General features: G+C 66.6%; 16 protein-coding genes. 9 read left to right on the top strand and 7 right to left on the bottom strand.

All coding sequences use genetic code 11. The annotated features are described in order from the left end of the window. Positions 1 to 7: 7 nt before the first annotated feature. The gene (locus tag AC3WN8_RS14195) at positions 8 to 517 is read right to left on the bottom strand and encodes an RcnB family protein (protein ID WP_492670096.1); all 510 of its coding nucleotides are present in this window, start codon (positions 515 to 517) and stop codon (positions 8 to 10) included. A gap of 207 nt (positions 518 to 724) precedes the next feature. Here AC3WN8_RS14195 and AC3WN8_RS14190 point away from each other — a divergent pair, with 207 nt between their 5' ends. Next, positions 725 to 2,191 carry a serine hydrolase domain-containing protein gene (locus tag AC3WN8_RS14190; RefSeq protein WP_492670095.1) on the top strand — a complete coding sequence of 489 codons (1,467 nt, stop codon included), beginning with the start codon at positions 725 to 727 and terminating at the stop codon, positions 2,189 to 2,191. Here the strand turns inward: AC3WN8_RS14190 and AC3WN8_RS14185 are convergent, their stop codons facing one another. From AC3WN8_RS14185 to AC3WN8_RS14170, 4 genes are read right to left on the bottom strand one after another with little or no spacing between them, the layout of a single operon-like run. Next, on the bottom strand, positions 2,192 to 2,953 hold the full coding sequence (locus AC3WN8_RS14185) for an isocitrate lyase/PEP mutase family protein (RefSeq protein WP_492670094.1): 762 nt from the start codon (positions 2,951 to 2,953) through the stop codon (positions 2,192 to 2,194). It abuts the gene before it with no gap. A gap of 49 nt (positions 2,954 to 3,002) precedes the next feature. Further along, a complete protein-coding gene (locus AC3WN8_RS14180; RefSeq protein ID WP_492670093.1) occupies positions 3,003 to 3,533 on the bottom strand; it encodes a hypothetical protein in 531 nt (176 codons plus the stop codon). Between the two features lie 10 nt (positions 3,534 to 3,543). Next, positions 3,544 to 5,076, bottom strand: a complete 1,533-nt coding sequence (locus AC3WN8_RS14175; protein ID WP_492670092.1) for an ABC transporter permease/substrate-binding protein — start codon at positions 5,074 to 5,076, stop codon at positions 3,544 to 3,546. Continuing rightward, positions 5,073 to 5,837, bottom strand: a complete 765-nt coding sequence (locus AC3WN8_RS14170) for an ATP-binding cassette domain-containing protein (RefSeq protein WP_492670091.1) — start codon at positions 5,835 to 5,837, stop codon at positions 5,073 to 5,075. Before AC3WN8_RS14170 ends, AC3WN8_RS14175 begins: the two co-directional genes overlap by 4 nt. 181 nt (positions 5,838 to 6,018) lie before the next feature. Between AC3WN8_RS14170 and AC3WN8_RS14165 the strand changes: the two genes are divergently transcribed. Next, positions 6,019 to 6,807: an SDR family oxidoreductase gene (locus tag AC3WN8_RS14165; RefSeq protein ID WP_492670090.1), complete on the top strand. Its 789-nt coding sequence runs from the start codon at positions 6,019 to 6,021 to the stop codon at positions 6,805 to 6,807. A gap of 6 nt (positions 6,808 to 6,813) precedes the next feature. Here the strand turns inward: AC3WN8_RS14165 and AC3WN8_RS14160 are convergent, their stop codons facing one another. Beyond that, a complete protein-coding gene (locus AC3WN8_RS14160; protein ID WP_492670089.1) occupies positions 6,814 to 7,104 on the bottom strand; it encodes a 4a-hydroxytetrahydrobiopterin dehydratase in 291 nt (96 codons plus the stop codon). Between the two features lie 46 nt (positions 7,105 to 7,150). On the opposite strand from AC3WN8_RS14160, the gene AC3WN8_RS14155 reads away from it, so the two are divergent. The 4 genes from AC3WN8_RS14155 to AC3WN8_RS14140 all read left to right on the top strand — a co-directional run bounded on the left by AC3WN8_RS14155 (position 7,151) and on the right by AC3WN8_RS14140 (position 9,435). Further along, on the top strand, positions 7,151 to 7,570 hold the full coding sequence (locus AC3WN8_RS14155; protein WP_492670088.1) for a metallopeptidase family protein: 420 nt from the start codon (positions 7,151 to 7,153) through the stop codon (positions 7,568 to 7,570). Further along, the gene (gene ccmA, locus AC3WN8_RS14150; protein ID WP_492670087.1) at positions 7,567 to 8,139 is read left to right on the top strand and encodes a heme ABC exporter ATP-binding protein CcmA; all 573 of its coding nucleotides are present in this window, start codon (positions 7,567 to 7,569) and stop codon (positions 8,137 to 8,139) included. Before AC3WN8_RS14155 ends, ccmA begins: the two co-directional genes overlap by 4 nt. Then, positions 8,136 to 8,783 (top strand): heme exporter protein CcmB, encoded by a 648-nt coding sequence (ccmB, locus tag AC3WN8_RS14145; protein ID WP_492670086.1) that lies wholly within the window; start codon positions 8,136 to 8,138, stop codon positions 8,781 to 8,783. Before ccmA ends, ccmB begins: the two co-directional genes overlap by 4 nt. Positions 8,784 to 8,904: 121 nt before the next feature. Beyond that, on the top strand, positions 8,905 to 9,435 hold the full coding sequence (locus AC3WN8_RS14140) for a MarR family winged helix-turn-helix transcriptional regulator (protein WP_492670085.1): 531 nt from the start codon (positions 8,905 to 8,907) through the stop codon (positions 9,433 to 9,435). Positions 9,436 to 9,471: 36 nt separating this feature from the next. Here AC3WN8_RS14140 and AC3WN8_RS14135 read toward each other — a convergent pair whose 3' ends face one another. Continuing rightward, complete coding sequence (locus AC3WN8_RS14135) at positions 9,472 to 11,193, bottom strand: IlvD/Edd family dehydratase (RefSeq protein WP_492670084.1); 1,722 nt, start codon at positions 11,191 to 11,193, stop codon at positions 9,472 to 9,474. A gap of 126 nt (positions 11,194 to 11,319) precedes the next feature. Here AC3WN8_RS14135 and AC3WN8_RS14130 point away from each other — a divergent pair, with 126 nt between their 5' ends. The 3 genes from AC3WN8_RS14130 (at position 11,320) to AC3WN8_RS14120 (ending at position 14,199) form a co-directional block, all read left to right on the top strand. Then, positions 11,320 to 12,054, top strand: coding sequence for an SDR family oxidoreductase (locus AC3WN8_RS14130; protein WP_492670083.1), 735 nt, complete (start codon positions 11,320 to 11,322; stop codon positions 12,052 to 12,054). A gap of 124 nt (positions 12,055 to 12,178) precedes the next feature. Next, complete coding sequence (locus tag AC3WN8_RS14125) at positions 12,179 to 13,378, top strand: LLM class flavin-dependent oxidoreductase (protein WP_492670082.1); 1,200 nt, start codon at positions 12,179 to 12,181, stop codon at positions 13,376 to 13,378. Beyond that, on the top strand, positions 13,378 to 14,199 hold the full coding sequence (locus tag AC3WN8_RS14120) for an alpha/beta fold hydrolase (protein WP_492670081.1): 822 nt from the start codon (positions 13,378 to 13,380) through the stop codon (positions 14,197 to 14,199). The genes AC3WN8_RS14125 and AC3WN8_RS14120 overlap by 1 nt, the downstream gene beginning before the upstream one ends. Positions 14,200 to 14,421: the final 222 nt, after the last annotated feature.

The raw sequence follows: 14,421 nt of genomic DNA, 5'->3' as shown, positions 1-14,421 counted from the left end.
CTCTACCTTACCAGTAGAAGCCGCGGATCACGTCGATCACGATGCCGCGACGGATGTCGACGAGCAGCAGATCGTCATAGTTGCGCACCCAGCGCTGGTTCATCGAAGGGCGCGGCAGGCGATAGCGCCAGGGATCGGCGATCCAGTAGCGCTGATTGTAATAGGTCGGCTGGATACGCACGCCGGCGCGGAACTGCTGGTAGCGGAACGGCGCCCGCCAGTTGCCGCGCGAATAGAGCCCGCGATTGCCCTGGCGATGGTTGCGCCAGTCGTTGCGGCCCCAGGACCGGTCGCGGTCGCGCAGGTCCTCGCGATATTCGCGGCGGGCGTCGCGCACGTCGCGAGCCTGTTCGCGGACTTCGCGCGGGTGGTCGCCGCGACGGATCGAGCGGTTCAGCTCGCGCTGTTCCTCGCGGACGTCCTGGCGGTCGCGGCGCAATTCGCCCGGCGACTGGGCCATTGCGGCCGCCGGCATGACGGTGGCCGCCATCAGGATACCGATGATCAACTTACGCATGATCTTACTCCTCATTCTCCTGCCGGCCGCCCCCCGATTCGGGAGCCGGTACCGCCGGCACGCACACTCAATGCGTGATTCGCGCTGAACGTTCCGGGAACGGATCGGTCAGCTTTGCGAAAGGCTCGGTCGCAAATTGTAACAATCCCCACTTTTCATCGACATGGCCACGGCTTAGCCTTGGTCATCGATCAAGGGGGCGGACGCATGAAATTCGGGCATTTCCTTTCGACGGTGGTCGCTTTGGGTCTCGCCGTTCCGGCACAAGCACAGGATGCGGCGGGCCAGGCCAAGCTCGATGCCAAATTGCGCGCTGCGGAAAAATGGCTCGAAACCTATCTGGAGCAGGAAGCGGTTCCCGGCGCGTCGGTCGCGATCGTCCATGATCAGAAGATCCTCTGGTCGAAGGGATTCGGCTACGCCAATCTGGCGGCGAAAGTGCCGGCGACGCCGCAGACGCGCTACAGCATCTGTTCGGTCTCCAAATTGTTCACCGCGATCGCCGCGATGCAGCTGCGCGACCAGGGTAAGCTCGACATCGACAGGCCCGTTGCCGACTATCTGCCCTGGTACAGCATCCATGACGTCGACAAGCCCGACGGGCCGGTCACGGCGCGCGCGATCATGTCGCATGTCGCGGGGCTGCCGCGCGAATCGGACACGCCCTATTGGACGACCGCCTCCTTCCCCGATCTCGACACGGTGAAAAAGCGCCTGTCGGAGCAGACCAATCTCTACCGGACCTATGATTATCTCCAATATTCGAATCTCGGCCTGACTCTGCTCGGCCAGCAGGTGGAGGCGGCGTCGGGCCAGGATTATCATGCCTATGTGAAGGCGCGGCTGCTCGATCCGATCGGGCTTTCGAGCACCACGTCCGAACTGCCCCGGGCGCTTCACGGCAAGGCATTTGCGGTGGGATACAAGGCGCGCACCGGCAAGGGCGAGCGCGCGGCCTTTCCCTTCTACACCGTCAACGCGATCGCACCGGCCGCGGGTTTCGCCTCGACCGTCGAGGATCTCGGCCGCTTCGCGTCATGGCAGTTCCGCGTGCTCGACGGCGGCGATCCGGTGCTCAAATCGTCGACCTTGCGCGAGATGCAGCGCGTCCATTGGATGACGCCGGACAAGGCAGACGAGACCTGGGGTCTCGGCTTCGCGGTCAACACCTACAAGGGCAAGACGATGATCGGGCATGGCGGCTACTGCCCCGGCTATCGCACCAGCCTGATGATGCGCCCGCAGGACAAGGTCGCAGTGATCGCGATGGTCAACGTCAACGACGTCAGCCCGGAGGCGATCACGCGCGGGCTCTACGATCTGGTCGCGGGCGACATCAAGGCGGCGTTCCCCGACAAGCCGGCTGCCCCCGCGACGCCCAAGGCGGCGCCGAAGGTGGATCTCTCGATCTATGAAGGCGTCTACAACCGGCCGGGCTACGATTATGACACCTATTTCCTGCCCTATGGCGAGGAACTGGTCGGCATCGGCCTTTATGCGGGCAATCCGGTCGAAGACCTCGACCGTTATCGCCATGTCGAAGGCAATGTCTTCCGCCGCATCCGCCCGGACGACAGCCTGGCGGAGCCGCTGACCTTCGAAATGGGCAAGGACGGCAAGCCGGTCCGCGTCTGGAGCCACAGCAACCCGCTGGAGCGGGTCACCGGAAAATAGTCAGGCGAAGGCGGCCCTGGCGCCCTCCTCGAGCGCCTTCATCGCCAGCCGCCAGGGGAAGGGACCGTGGCTGATCCGTGCGACGCCGAGCGCGGCGAGGCGTTTGGCGTCGGGCACGCCGGGATAGTCCATGATGTTGACGGGCAATGCCGTGCCCTCGGTCAGCCGCGCGATCAGCGCCTCGTCCTTCATGCCCGGCGCGAAGAAGCCGCTGGCGCCGGCATCTTCATAGGCGCGGGCGCGTTCCAGCGCCGCGTCGACCATGGCTTCGTCATGCGTGTCGGCCCCGGCCTTCAGGAAGATGTCGGTACGGGCGTTGATGAAGAAGTCGCCGCCTGCCGCCGCACGGATCGCCGCGATCTTCGCCGACTGGTCGGCGATGCCGTGAAGTCCTTCGCCGCCGATCACCTGGTCCTCGAAATTGATGCCGACGCCGCCGGCCGCCGCCACCCTGGCGACATTCGCCGCCACCTCGGCGGGATCGGTCGCATAGCCGCCCTCGAAATCGAGCGTCACCGGCAGGTCGACCGCGGCGGTGATCCGTTCGAGATTGGCGAGCGCCGCGTCCATCGGCAGCCCCTGCGCGTCGGTGAAGCCGCTGGCGCCGGCGACCGAGGCGCTGCCGGTCGCGAGCGCCCTGGCGCCGGCCTTGACGACCGCCAGGGCGCTGCCGGCGTCCCAGATATTATAGAGGATCACGGGATCGCCCTTGACGTGAAGGGCGGCGAAGGCGCGGGCGCGCTCGATCTGTGCGGTGCTCATGAGTCGCGTATAGCAGAAGAACAGGAGGGGAACATCCCGATTCTTGCGATCAACGCCTGAGGACGGTCACCTGGGGGTTCAGCGCGATCAGCGACTGGAGATAGCTGCGCGGTTTCTTCATCAGCGGCTTGGGAAAGGTCACTTTCAGCCCGGCCGCCTGCGCGGCCTCGCCGACGAAATGCACGCAATTGGCGCTGCCCAGATTGTAGCTCGGGCTCTTGCGCACCCGCCACCGTTCGACCACCGCGAGCATCGCGCGATATTGCGCGTCGGTCAGCGTCACCATGAATTGCGCATCGCTTTGCGCGATATAATGGGGGTCGGCGGTATCGAGCCGGCCGGCGACCGAACCGAACAGGATTGCGGGCGTCACCGATTTGGGCGTGAAGCCGTAATTGGTGTCGACCGGCGCGCCCTCTGCGATGGTCTTGCCCTTCAGCGTGAAGAAGGCGTGCGGGAAATGCTCGCCGAATTCGTGGCTGTAGAATGTGGCGACCACCTGTGCCGCCGCCGGCTGCGACACAGCGAGCAGCAGCAGGACGAGCGGCGCGAACACCAGGCGCAGGACGGACGAACGCATCGGCGGCCTTCTATCGTTCGCCGATCCGCGCGTCGAGCCAGCGCGCGACGGCCTGCGGGCTCTGCTTGTCGGTGTCGCGGTCGACGCGATAATTGGCCTCGCGCATGGTTTCGACCGGAATGGCATTCACCAGCGGCCGCAACGCCGCGACGAAGCGCGCATCGCCGGCGCGGCGCGGGGCCGCGAGCAGCAGCGCGTCATATCCCGGGATCGCGCCCTTCGGATCGGCCAGCACCATCAGCTTCATCGCGGCGATCCGCCCGTCCGAGGAAAAGGCGGAGATGGCATCGGCCTGTCCGCTTTCGAGCGCGCGGAACATGAATGTGGGGCTATAGGCGCGCTGGGCGGCGAAGCGCAGCGGATAGGCGCGGCGCAGCATCGCCCATTCGGGGCGTTCGAGAAATTCGAGATCGGCGCCCAGCGTCATCTCCGCACTCACCCGCGCCAGATCGTCGATCGTCCTGAGGCCGAGCCGCTGCGCATCGGCGCCGCGCACCGCCAGCGCATAGGCATTTTCGAAGCCGAGCGGACCGATCAGCGAGACGTGGTGGACGCGCTTCGCCCAGTCGCCGATCGCGGCGATCATCGCGCCGCGCGCGGGCACGTCGCCGCGCTTCATCTCGTTGGTCCACAATGTCCCCGAATAATCGACATAGACGTCGATATCGCCCGCCGCGAGCGCCCGGAAGATCACGGCCGAGCCCAGTCCTTCGCGATATTCGACCCGATATCCGGCCGCGCTCAGCCGGTCGCCGATCAGCCGCGCCAATATATATTGTTCGGAGAAGTTCTTGGCGCCGATCACCACCGTGTCGCGCGCCGACGCGGGCATCAGCCGGGGCAGGGCAGCCGCGACGATGCCGCCTGCGAGCAGGACCAGCCCTGTCCAGACCAGGAACCGGCGCCGCTTCGCCAGGCCGAGCGCGATGAGCCCGAGCAGCGCATCGGCGGTCAGCGCCAGCGCGGCGGAGGCGAGGCAGCCGGTGAGGACCAGCGTCCAATCCTGTGTCTGGAGACCCGCGAAGATGAGATCGCCCAGACCGGGCTGTCCGACGGTGGTGGACAGGGTCGCCGCGCCGATCGTCCAGACCGCGGCGGTGCGGACGCCCGCCATCACCACCGGCGCCGCCAGCGGCGCTTCGACCAGCCGCAATTTCTGCCCCGGCGTCATGCCGACCCCGTCGGCCGCCTCGATCACCGCCGGATCGAGCCCGGTCAGGCCGGTGACCGCGTTGCGCAGGATCGGGAGCAATGCGTAAAGCGTGAGAGCGAGCAGCGAGGGCAGAAAGCCGAGCGCGGGAATGCCGCCGCCGACAAGCGCGGAGAGACCGAGCAGGATCGGATAGAAGAGCGCCAGCAAGGCCAGCGCGGGAATCGTCTGGATCAGGCTGGCAATGCCGAGCGCGATCCGGGCCAGGGCCGGGCGCCGCGCCGCGGCGACGGCCAGCGGCAGGCTGATCGCGAGCGCCAGCAGCAACGCCGCCGCCGACAACAGGACATGCGCCGCAAGCAGGCCGGGCAGGCGGGCCAGCGCCTCGCTCACCCCTGCTGCTCCAGCCGGCGCAGCCGCTCGGCCTGCGCGCGGGGCACCGCGACCAGTGCATCGGCGCCAGCGCCTGCCCGCCCGGCGAGCAATGCCTGTGGCGTCGCGTCGGCGACGATGCGCCCCGCCGCCATCACCAGCACGCGATCGGCGAGCAGCAAGGCTTCGGCCATATCGTGGGTGACGAGCAGGGTCGTCAGCCCCAGCCGGTCATGAAGCGCGCGATAGGCGGTGCCCAGCTGATCGCGGGTCACCGGGTCGAGCGCACCGAACGGCTCGTCCATCAGCATCAGCGCGGGTTCGAGCGCGAGCGCCCGCGCGACGCCGACGCGCTGGCGCTGGCCGCCCGACAGCGCATCGGGCATACGGCCCGCCATGTCGCGCGGCAGATCGACCAGATCGAGCAGCGCCGCGACGCGGTCGCCCGGATCGCGGCGATCGAGGCGGAAACCGATCGCGATATTCTCCGCGACGCTCATATGCGGGAACAGCCCGACATTCTGGAAGACATAGCCGATCCGCCGGCGCAGCAGGGGCGGCGGGAGGCCGGCAATGTCCTCGCCATCGATCGAGACGCTGCCGCCATCGGGCTGGACCAGCCGGTTGACGGTCTTGAGCAAAGTCGTCTTGCCCGATCCCGATCCGCCGACCAGCGCGACGAAGCTGCCGCGCGCGATCGAGAGCGACAGCGAATCGACCGCCGCCCGGCCGTCATAGGCCTTGGTCACGGCGTCGAAACGGACTGCGGGGGCGTCGGCCATCGCGATGTTCTAGAGCGCTTCCCGAAAAAGTGGGAACCGGTTTTTCGGCTGGGAAGCGCCCAGGAAAGGCTCTGGAACATCGTGCCGCTTGATCTAACTGACCATTATGTAAGTAATGGCGGGAATCCGGCTGGCACCCGCATCGTCATTGTGGTTTGCTGCGTTCAATTGGGAGAGGAGCATGAAGTCGATCTTCATCACCGGTGGCGGATCGGGCATCGGGCGGGCGGCGGCGCTGCTGTTCGCCGAGCGTGGCTGGTTCGTCGGGCTTGCCGATGTCAACGAGGCGGGCCTTGCCGAAACCGCGGCGATGCTGCCCGAAGGCCGATCGAGCACGCATCGGATGGACGTGCGCGATCGCGCCCAGTGGCAGGCGGCGCTCGACGGCTTCTCCGTGGCGAGCGGCGGCCGGCTCGACATATTGTTCAACAATGCCGGGATCGCCGGCGGCGGCCAGTTCGAGATGAGCAATCCCGAGGACAGCGACCGGCTGATCGACGTCAATCTGAAGGGCGTGATCAACGGCGCGCATATGGCGCTGCCCTTGCTCAAGGCGACGCCGGGTTCCTGCATGGTCAACACCTGTTCGGCCGCCGGCATCTATGGCGGTCCCGGCCTGGCGGTCTATGCGGCGAGCAAGTTCGGGGTGCGCGGCTTCACCGAGGCGCTCGACATCGAGTGGCGTCCGCTGGGCATCAAGGTGCGCTCGATCATGCCGAGCTTCATCGATACGCCGTTGCTGAGCGTGGTGACGGCGGGCAGCAACGGCACCGCGCGCGAGAATGTAGCGGCCGCGGGACTCGAATTCACGCCCGTCGAACAGGTGGCGCAGGCGGCATGGGATGCCGCGCATGGCGACAGGGTCCATACAATTATCGGCAAGACCGCGAAGTCGCTGGCGTTTGCGGCGCGCTGGATGCCCGGCATGCTCCGCAAGAAGCTCGGCGTGCGGCTGGGGGCGAAGGAATAGGGGCGGTCAATCCACCAGCGCGTCGATCGCTTCGGCCATTTCGATATCGCGTTCGGAGAGCCCGCCCGCATCATGGGTGGTGAGCAGGATGTCGACGCGGTTGTAGACGTTGGACCATTCGGGATGATGATCGGCCGCCTCGGCCAGCATGGCGACGCGCGTCATGAAGGCGAAGGCTTCGGAGAAATTCTCGAAGGTGAAGCTGCGCGAGATCGCGTCGCGCGCTTCGTCGTGATCCCAGTCGGGAAGCCCGTCGAGCGCGTCTTCGCGCTCCGCTTCGCTGAGCTGATCCACCATGCGTCTCTCCCTAGGCAATTCCCGGCTATTCTGCTTATGTCGCGGCATGTCGGGAACAGGTCAACAGGCGCGCTACGCGCCGAGTGCTGCGGATATCGAGGCGCTGGCGCGCACCGCGATGGAGCGGCTGCCCGAGGGGTTCCGCGTCCATCTGGCGGGTGTGCTGCTGATCGTCGAGGATTTCGCGGAAGAGGCGATTCTCGACGAGATGGGGATCGAGGATCCGTTCGACCTGACCGGCCTGTATTCGGGCCGGCCGATCGGCCAGCCCGCCGCGACCGGCGACATGCCCGCCACCATCCATCTCTATCGCCGGCCGCTGCTCGACGAATGGGTCGAAACCGGCGTCTCGCTCGAGGCATTGGTCACGCATGTGCTGATCCATGAGGTCGGCCATCATTTCGGCCTGTCGGACGCCGACATGCATGCGCTGGAGGATCAGGTGCGCGAGGTCGAGCCCGGGTGAGCGAAGCCCGGCTCGAATTTCGTGACGTCGCCTGTCTGCGCGGCGGCAGGCTGCTGTTCGAGGGATTGGGCTTCGCGCTTGCCCCCGGCGAAGCGGCGCTGGTGACCGGCCCCAATGGCGTCGGCAAGTCGAGCCTGTTGCGGCTTGCGGCGGGCCTGCTCACCCCCGTGGCCGGAGATATCCTGCGGGTCGGCGGTATCGCGCTGGCCGACGAGAATGGCGCGCTCGACCGTCAGGCGAGCCTTGGCGCGGCACTCGCTTTCTGGGCGAAGCTCGATGGCGACGCCAGCCGGGTCGCGCAGGGGCTCGACACGATGGGCCTCGCGCATCTTGCCCCGGTGCCGGTGCGAATGCTGTCAACCGGCCAGCGCAAGCGCGCGGCACTGGCCCGGGTCATCGCGAGCGCGGCACCGATCTGGCTGCTCGACGAGCCCGGCAATGGGCTGGATGTCGATTCGATCGCCCGGCTCGAAGCCGCGATGGCGGCGCATCGTGCCGCGGGCGGCCTCGTCCTCGCCGCCTCGCATCAGCCGCTCCGGCTCGATGGGGCACGGGAGATCGGCCTGTGACGCTGCTGTTCCTGCTCGTGCGCCGTGATGTCGCGCTGGCCTATCGCGCGGGCGGGGCGTTGCTGCCCGTCGCCTTTTTCCTGCTGGTCGCGATCCTGTTCCCCTTCGCGGTCGGGCCGGACGCGCAGCTTCTTGCGCGCACGGGCGGCGGGGTGGTCTGGATCGCGGCGCTGCTCGCGGCGCTGCTGCCGATCGAGCGGCTGATCGAGCCCGACGCGCAGGCAGGCGTGCTCGACCAGATCGCGATACGCGGCGTGAGCGACGAAGCGGTCGCGGCCGCCAAGATCGTCGCGCATTGGCTGAGCTTCGGCCCGCCATTGATGATCGCGACCCTGCCCGCCGCGGCGCTGCTCAATCTCGATGGTCCGACGCTGTGGCGGCTGGAACTGGGGCTGGCGCTCGGCACGCCGGGTCTTGCCGCGCTTGGCGTGACGATCGGCGCGATCACCGCGGGACTGCGCGGCGCCGGCGCGCTTGCCGGGCTGCTGCTGCTGCCGCTGGCGGTGCCGCTGATCATCTTCGGCGCCGGTTCGCTCGGCGAATTCGGCGGCGGCGGCATGAAACTGCTTGCGGCGGCCAGCCTGTTGCTGGTGGGCATGGCACCCTTTGCGGCCGGTGCGGCGATCCGGGCGGGCCGGGAATAGACCTGGTCCATGACCCGCGCGTCGTTCGGCGGGTTTCGCGATGCGGGGTGGCGCTCAATCGACAACGGCATGCGACTGCCGTATCGCATCGGGTGATATTCGTCTTACAGGACAATGAATCGTGCAGAGCAGTGGTGGTAGCGACGACCTCAAGCGCTACGTAAATCTCGTCTGGTTCGCGCTCATGAATGTCGCGAAGGAATCAGACGTTCTGCTCATACGCCGCAAATTGTGGCGCAACCATCATCGTGTGCTCGATTCCCTGAGCAAGGGCGTTGCTCGCTCGCTGAGCGAACTCGCGGTGCGAAACGGCACATCGAAACAGGCGCTTCACAAATCAATTCACGGGCTTCTTCGCGCAAATCTGGTGCAGGTCGAGGTCGATCCGCTGCATCGGCGCGCCAAATCGGTAAAGCTCACCCCCGCCGGCCGAAAGTTCGAGGCGGCGCTCGATCGTTGCCAGGAAAGCGTGCTCGAAGCGGTTGCGGAACGGGTCGGCCCGGAGAAGATGGAGATATGGGCGGAAGTGATGGTCGAAATCGCCGCCGCGCCGAACCTGGCGAAGGATAGCTGGAATGCGGAAGAGGTGACGCAGCAAGGGCCGGCGCGCTCGGGCGGGCAGGCGCGCGCCGTGGCGGCCAGCCGTTCCTGAGGTTGCCGACGATCGGGTAAAGCCCGCCCCTGGCGATCAGTAGGCGGGCGGCGGGTCCGAACCCCGGCAGCCGAGCAGGAAATCGAAGTCCGCGCCGCGATCTGCCTGCTGCACATGCATTTGATAGAGATCGGCATAGCCGCCGGCATAGACCGGTGACGGCGCCTGCCAGTTTTCCGCACCGCGCCGCGCCAGTTCTTCCTGCGATACGTCCAGGTGCAGGCGCCGTGCCGCGACGTCGAGCTCGATCATGTCCCCGTCGCGGACCAGTGACAGCGGTCCGCCGATGGCGGCTTCCGGCGTGACGTGAAGGATCGCCGTACCGCCCGAGGTGCCGCTCATCCGCGCGTCTGAAATGCGCACCATATCGCTGACGCCCTGGGCCAGAAGCGCCGCCGGAATGGGAAGGCTGCCCGCCTCCGGCATGCCGGGATAGCCGCGCGGACCCGCACCGCGAAGGACCAGGACGCTGTCTGCGGTGGCGCCAAGCGCCGGATCGTCGATGCGGCGCTTGAGATCGGCGACGCCGTCGAACACGAGCGCGGGGCCGCGATGCGTCAGCAGGGCGGGCGTCGCGGCCGAGAGTTTGAGGACGGCGCCGTCGGGCGCGAGGTTCCCGCGCAGCACGGCGATGCCGCCGGCGGGCTTGATCGGGTCCGCCATCGGCCGGATCATCGTGTCGTCCCAGCAGGGGGCATCCGCGATCATGTCGCCGATCGTGCCGGTGACGGCGGGGGCGTCGCGATCGATCAATTCCCCCAGCCGGCGCATCACCGCGGGCACGCCGCCGGCATAATAGAAATCCTCCATCAACCGGCCTCCGCCCGGCATCACGTCGGCGAGCAGCGGTATGTCGCGATTGAGGCGGTCGATATCGTCGAGATCGAGCGGTACGCCGACGCGCCCGGCGATGGCGAGCAGATGGATCACGACATTTGTCGACCCGCCGAGCGCCGCGTTCAGCCGCAACGCGTTCTCGAAGGCGCTGCGCACGAGCAACTGCGACAAACGGACATCGCGTTCGACCAGGCCGACGATCGCGCGGCCCGATTCATGCGCGAGCATGCGGCGGCGCGAATCGACTGCCGGGATCGCGCCATTCTGCGCCAGGGCAAGCCCCATGGCCTCCATCATCGCCGCCATGCTCGACGCCGTGCCCATCGTCATGCAGCTTCCCGGAGACCGCGAGATCCCGGCTTCGACGCCCGCCATCTCCGCCATCGTCATCCGCCCCGCGCGGACCGCGTCGGACATGCTCCACAGGCTGGTTCCCGAACCGATCGTGGCGCCTTCGAATTTTCCGTTGAGCATCGGCCCGCCGGACACCACGATGGTCGGCAGATCGACGCTTGCCGCCCCCATCGCCAATGCCGGCGTGGTCTTGTCGCAGCCGCACAGCAACACCACCCCGTCGATCGGGTTGGCGCGGATCGATTCCTCGACATCCATGCTGACCAGATTCCGGTAGAGCATGGTCGTCGGCCGCATCAGCGTTTCACCCAGCGACATGACGGGGAACTCCAGCGGCAATCCCCCGGCTTCGTAGACGCCGCGCTTCACATAATCGGCCAGATCCCGAAGATGGGCGTTGCAGGGCGTCAGTTCCGACCAGCTGTTGCAGATGCCGATGACGGGGCGGCCGTCCAGCATCGATGCCGGGATGCCCTGATTGCGCAGCCAGGACCGGTGGATCAGCCCCGTCGGACTGTCGAGGCCGAACCATGCCGCCGAACGTCTGTCGCGTCGATTTCCTGTCATGTCATTCCCCTTTGCCGATCGCCACATGAAGTCGCCGAATATCGATTCGTCAACCCGGATGTCTTTTTGATCGACTTTCGCGGACGCCGGTGCCACCGATCCGCGATCGACAGAGGAGGCGGCAGGATGAAGGTTGCACTGATAACGGGCGGCGGCAGCGGGATTGGCCGGGCGGCTGCCGTGGAACTCGCGAAGCTGGGCTTCGCCGTGATCCTCACCGGCCGACACCGGGATAAGATCGATCGCGCCGCCCGCGAGATTCCGGGCGCGCATGCCATTGCCGCGGATGTCACCGATGCCGGCTCGGTCGATCGGCTCTTCGCCGATGTTTCGGCGCGCTTCGGGCGGCTCGATCTGCTGTTCAACAATGCCGGCACGGGCATGGCGCCAACCCCGATCGCGGACCTCGATCCCGCCGACTGGCGCCGGGTGATCGACACGAATCTGACCGGCGTCTTCCTGTGCACGCGCGCCGCGATGCGCCTGATGCGGGCACAGGATCCGCAGGGTGGCCGCATCATCAACAACGGATCGATCTCCGCGCATTCGCCCCGTCCGGATGCCGCGGCCTATACCGCCAGCAAACATGCGGTCAGCGGATTGACGAAGGCGACGGCACTCGAAGGGCGCCGTCACGGCATAGCCTGCGGCCAGATCGATATCGGCAATGCGGCGACGGCCATGACCGGCGCGATGGTGTCGGGCGTGATGCAGGCGGACGGCCATATCGCCAGCGAACCGACAATCCCCGTGGACCTCGTCGCCCAGGCCGTCGCGCAGATGGCGGCCCTGCCGGTCGAGGCGAACATCGCGTCGCTGATGATCATGCCGACCACCATGCCCTTTGTCGGCCGTGGCTGATCAAGGGCCCGGAAATCGGCGGTTAATTTCACGATAGATAAACCGGGTTGACGATTTGGACGGGGCGACATAACTTTCCTGAGCCGTCGTCGAGGAGCGACCGGCATCATGGGAGAGTGGCGCGATGCGCGAGGTGTTGGAAAAACAGGGTCTGCGGTTCGGTGCGTTCATGGCGCCCTATCACGCCAATCTGAACAAGAGCGTGCATCTCGCGCTGCATCGCGATCTTGATCTCGTCGAGCATCTCGATCGGCTCGGTTTCGACGAAGCATGGATCGGCGAGCATCATTCCGCGGGCGTGGAAGTGATCGCCTCGCCCGAGATCTTCATCGCGGCCGCGGCCGAACGCACCAAGCATATCCGCTTCGGAACCGGCGTGATCTCATTGCCCTATCACAATCCGCTGATGGCGGCGGATCGGATCATCCAGCTCGACCATCAGACGCGCGGCCGTGTGATGTTCGGATTCGGCCCCGGCGCGCTGCCGTCGGACGTGCATATGATCGGCCGGGAACAGACCGAGCTGCGCACCAATGTCATGCAGGGTTTCGATGCCCTGCTGCCGCTGCTGCGCGGCGAGACGGTGACGATGAAGACCGATCATTGGGAGCTCAAGGATGCGCGCTGCCACATCCTTCCCTATACCCGGCCGCATCCGCAGATCTTCATGTCGTCGGCGGTCTCCCCGGGCGGGCCGCGCATCGCCGGCACCTATGGTCTGGGCCTGTTGTCGGCGACCACCTCGTCCGACGCGGCGTTCAACGCCCTCCAGGCCGCCTATGATATCTGGAGCGATGCGGCGCAGCAGAACGGCCAGACGATCAATCGGGCGGACTGGCGCGTGGTCGGAAACTTCCACATCGCCGAAACGCGCGAACAGGCGCGGGCCAATGTGCGCCATGGGCTGGGGCAGTGGCTGGACTATTTCCAGCGCGTCGCCACCTTCCCGGTGGCCAAGCCGGGCGCCCATGCGGCGACGCTCGACGAACAGATCGACGCCATGATCGCGCAGCATACCGTGATCGGCACGCCCGACGATCTGATCGCGCGCATCGACAAATTGTGGGAGCAATCGAACGGGGGTTTCGGCGCCATTCTCGATTGCGCGCATAACTGGGCCGATTATCCCGCGACCAAGCGCCACTATGAACTCATCGCCGAATATGTGATCCCGCATATCCAGCGGTCGAGCGAGGCGCGGCGGCGCTCCTGGGATTGGGCCGAAGCCAATCATCTGAACGGCATGGAACAACGCAACAAGGGCGTGGCGCAGGAATTCGCGCTGTGGGAGCAGCAGCGCAAGGCGGCCGGGATCGCGTCGTAATGAGGATCCGCGCGGAACCGCGGCTTCGCGATGTGCCGCTCGCAAGCGGCGGGGATATCCGCCTGGCCGAATTCGGTCAGGGCGTGCCCGTCGTGATGGTGCATGGCGCAGGCCTCGGCGCCGGCGGCGTGGTGCATTTCCACGCCAATATCGATGCATTCGTCGATGCGGGATATCGGGTCGTGGTTCCGGACCTGATCGGTTTCGGCGCCTCCAGCAAACCGGTCGATGACGATGGCTATCCGCTTGAGCGCTTCACCGACGCTCTGGTCGAAGCGCTCACGCACATTGGCATCACCCGGAGCGCGTTCTTCGGAAACTCGCTCGGCGGCGCGATCTCGATCGATGCGGCGCTGCGCTATCCCGATCTGGTGGCACGGGCCGTGCTGATCGCACCCGGCGCGCTCGAAAGCCGGGAAACCTATTTCGCGCAGCCGATGGTGCAGCGCATGCTGGTGCCGCAGCCGGGCGAGATGGACGAAGCCCGCATGCGAACCATGCTGGAAAGCTTCGTGAGCGATCGGTCCGCCGTCAGCGACGAGGCCGTGGCCGCGCGTGCGCTGGTGGCGCGGACGCAGCCGCCCGAAGTGCTGGGGACGATGCGATTGCCCGATCTTACCGTCCGCCTTGGTGCATTGAACCAGCCGGTTCTTGTGATCTGGGGCGCGGAGGACGGCGTCTGCCCGGTCTCGGGGGCGTTGAAATTCGCGACCGGCTGCAGCGACGCGACCGTGATCGTCTATTCGGGAGTCGGCCATTGGCCGATGACCGAACGGCCGGACGCGGTGAATGCGGCCGCGCTCGAATTTCTGTCGCGATAGCGCGGATCGGAAGCCGTTCTGGCAGGATGTCGAGAATGGTGAATTGAGGCGACCTGCGCCGTCAGTCCGGCGAAAGCCGGAATCTTCTTCGACATAGAGCACGAGCGTCCGGCTTTCGCCCACTGGTGACAGGGATTCCGTTTAGCGTGCGCTGTTGGGTAACTTCCCCTCGCCCCCTTTAGGGGGAGAGGGAGGTCGAGCGTAGCGAGGCCGGGAGAGGGG

It is taken from the genome of Sphingobium sp. FW305-3-2-15-F-TSA7 (assembly GCF_058787155.1).
The sequence above is the reverse complement of the archived record's forward strand: the minus strand, read 5'-3'. Positions and strand labels throughout refer to the sequence as shown.

Coding starts and splice junctions, on each gene's coding strand:
- AC3WN8_RS14195 (WP_492670096.1), bottom strand. CDS start 517: ATGCGTAAGTTGATCATCGGTATCCTGATGGCGGCCACCGTCATGCCG.
- AC3WN8_RS14190 (WP_492670095.1), top strand. CDS start 725: ATGAAATTCGGGCATTTCCTTTCGACGGTGGTCGCTTTGGGTCTCGCC.
- AC3WN8_RS14185 (WP_492670094.1), bottom strand. CDS start 2,953: ATGAGCACCGCACAGATCGAGCGCGCCCGCGCCTTCGCCGCCCTTCAC.
- AC3WN8_RS14180 (WP_492670093.1), bottom strand. CDS start 3,533: ATGCGTTCGTCCGTCCTGCGCCTGGTGTTCGCGCCGCTCGTCCTGCTG.
- AC3WN8_RS14170 (WP_492670091.1), bottom strand. CDS start 5,837: ATGGCCGACGCCCCCGCAGTCCGTTTCGACGCCGTGACCAAGGCCTAT.
- AC3WN8_RS14165 (WP_492670090.1), top strand. CDS start 6,019: ATGAAGTCGATCTTCATCACCGGTGGCGGATCGGGCATCGGGCGGGCG.
- AC3WN8_RS14160 (WP_492670089.1), bottom strand. CDS start 7,104: ATGGTGGATCAGCTCAGCGAAGCGGAGCGCGAAGACGCGCTCGACGGG.
- AC3WN8_RS14155 (WP_492670088.1), top strand. CDS start 7,151: ATGTCGGGAACAGGTCAACAGGCGCGCTACGCGCCGAGTGCTGCGGAT.
- AC3WN8_RS14135 (WP_492670084.1), bottom strand. CDS start 11,193: ATGACAGGAAATCGACGCGACAGACGTTCGGCGGCATGGTTCGGCCTC.
- AC3WN8_RS14130 (WP_492670083.1), top strand. CDS start 11,320: ATGAAGGTTGCACTGATAACGGGCGGCGGCAGCGGGATTGGCCGGGCG.
- AC3WN8_RS14125 (WP_492670082.1), top strand. CDS start 12,179: ATGCGCGAGGTGTTGGAAAAACAGGGTCTGCGGTTCGGTGCGTTCATG.
- AC3WN8_RS14120 (WP_492670081.1), top strand. CDS start 13,378: ATGAGGATCCGCGCGGAACCGCGGCTTCGCGATGTGCCGCTCGCAAGC.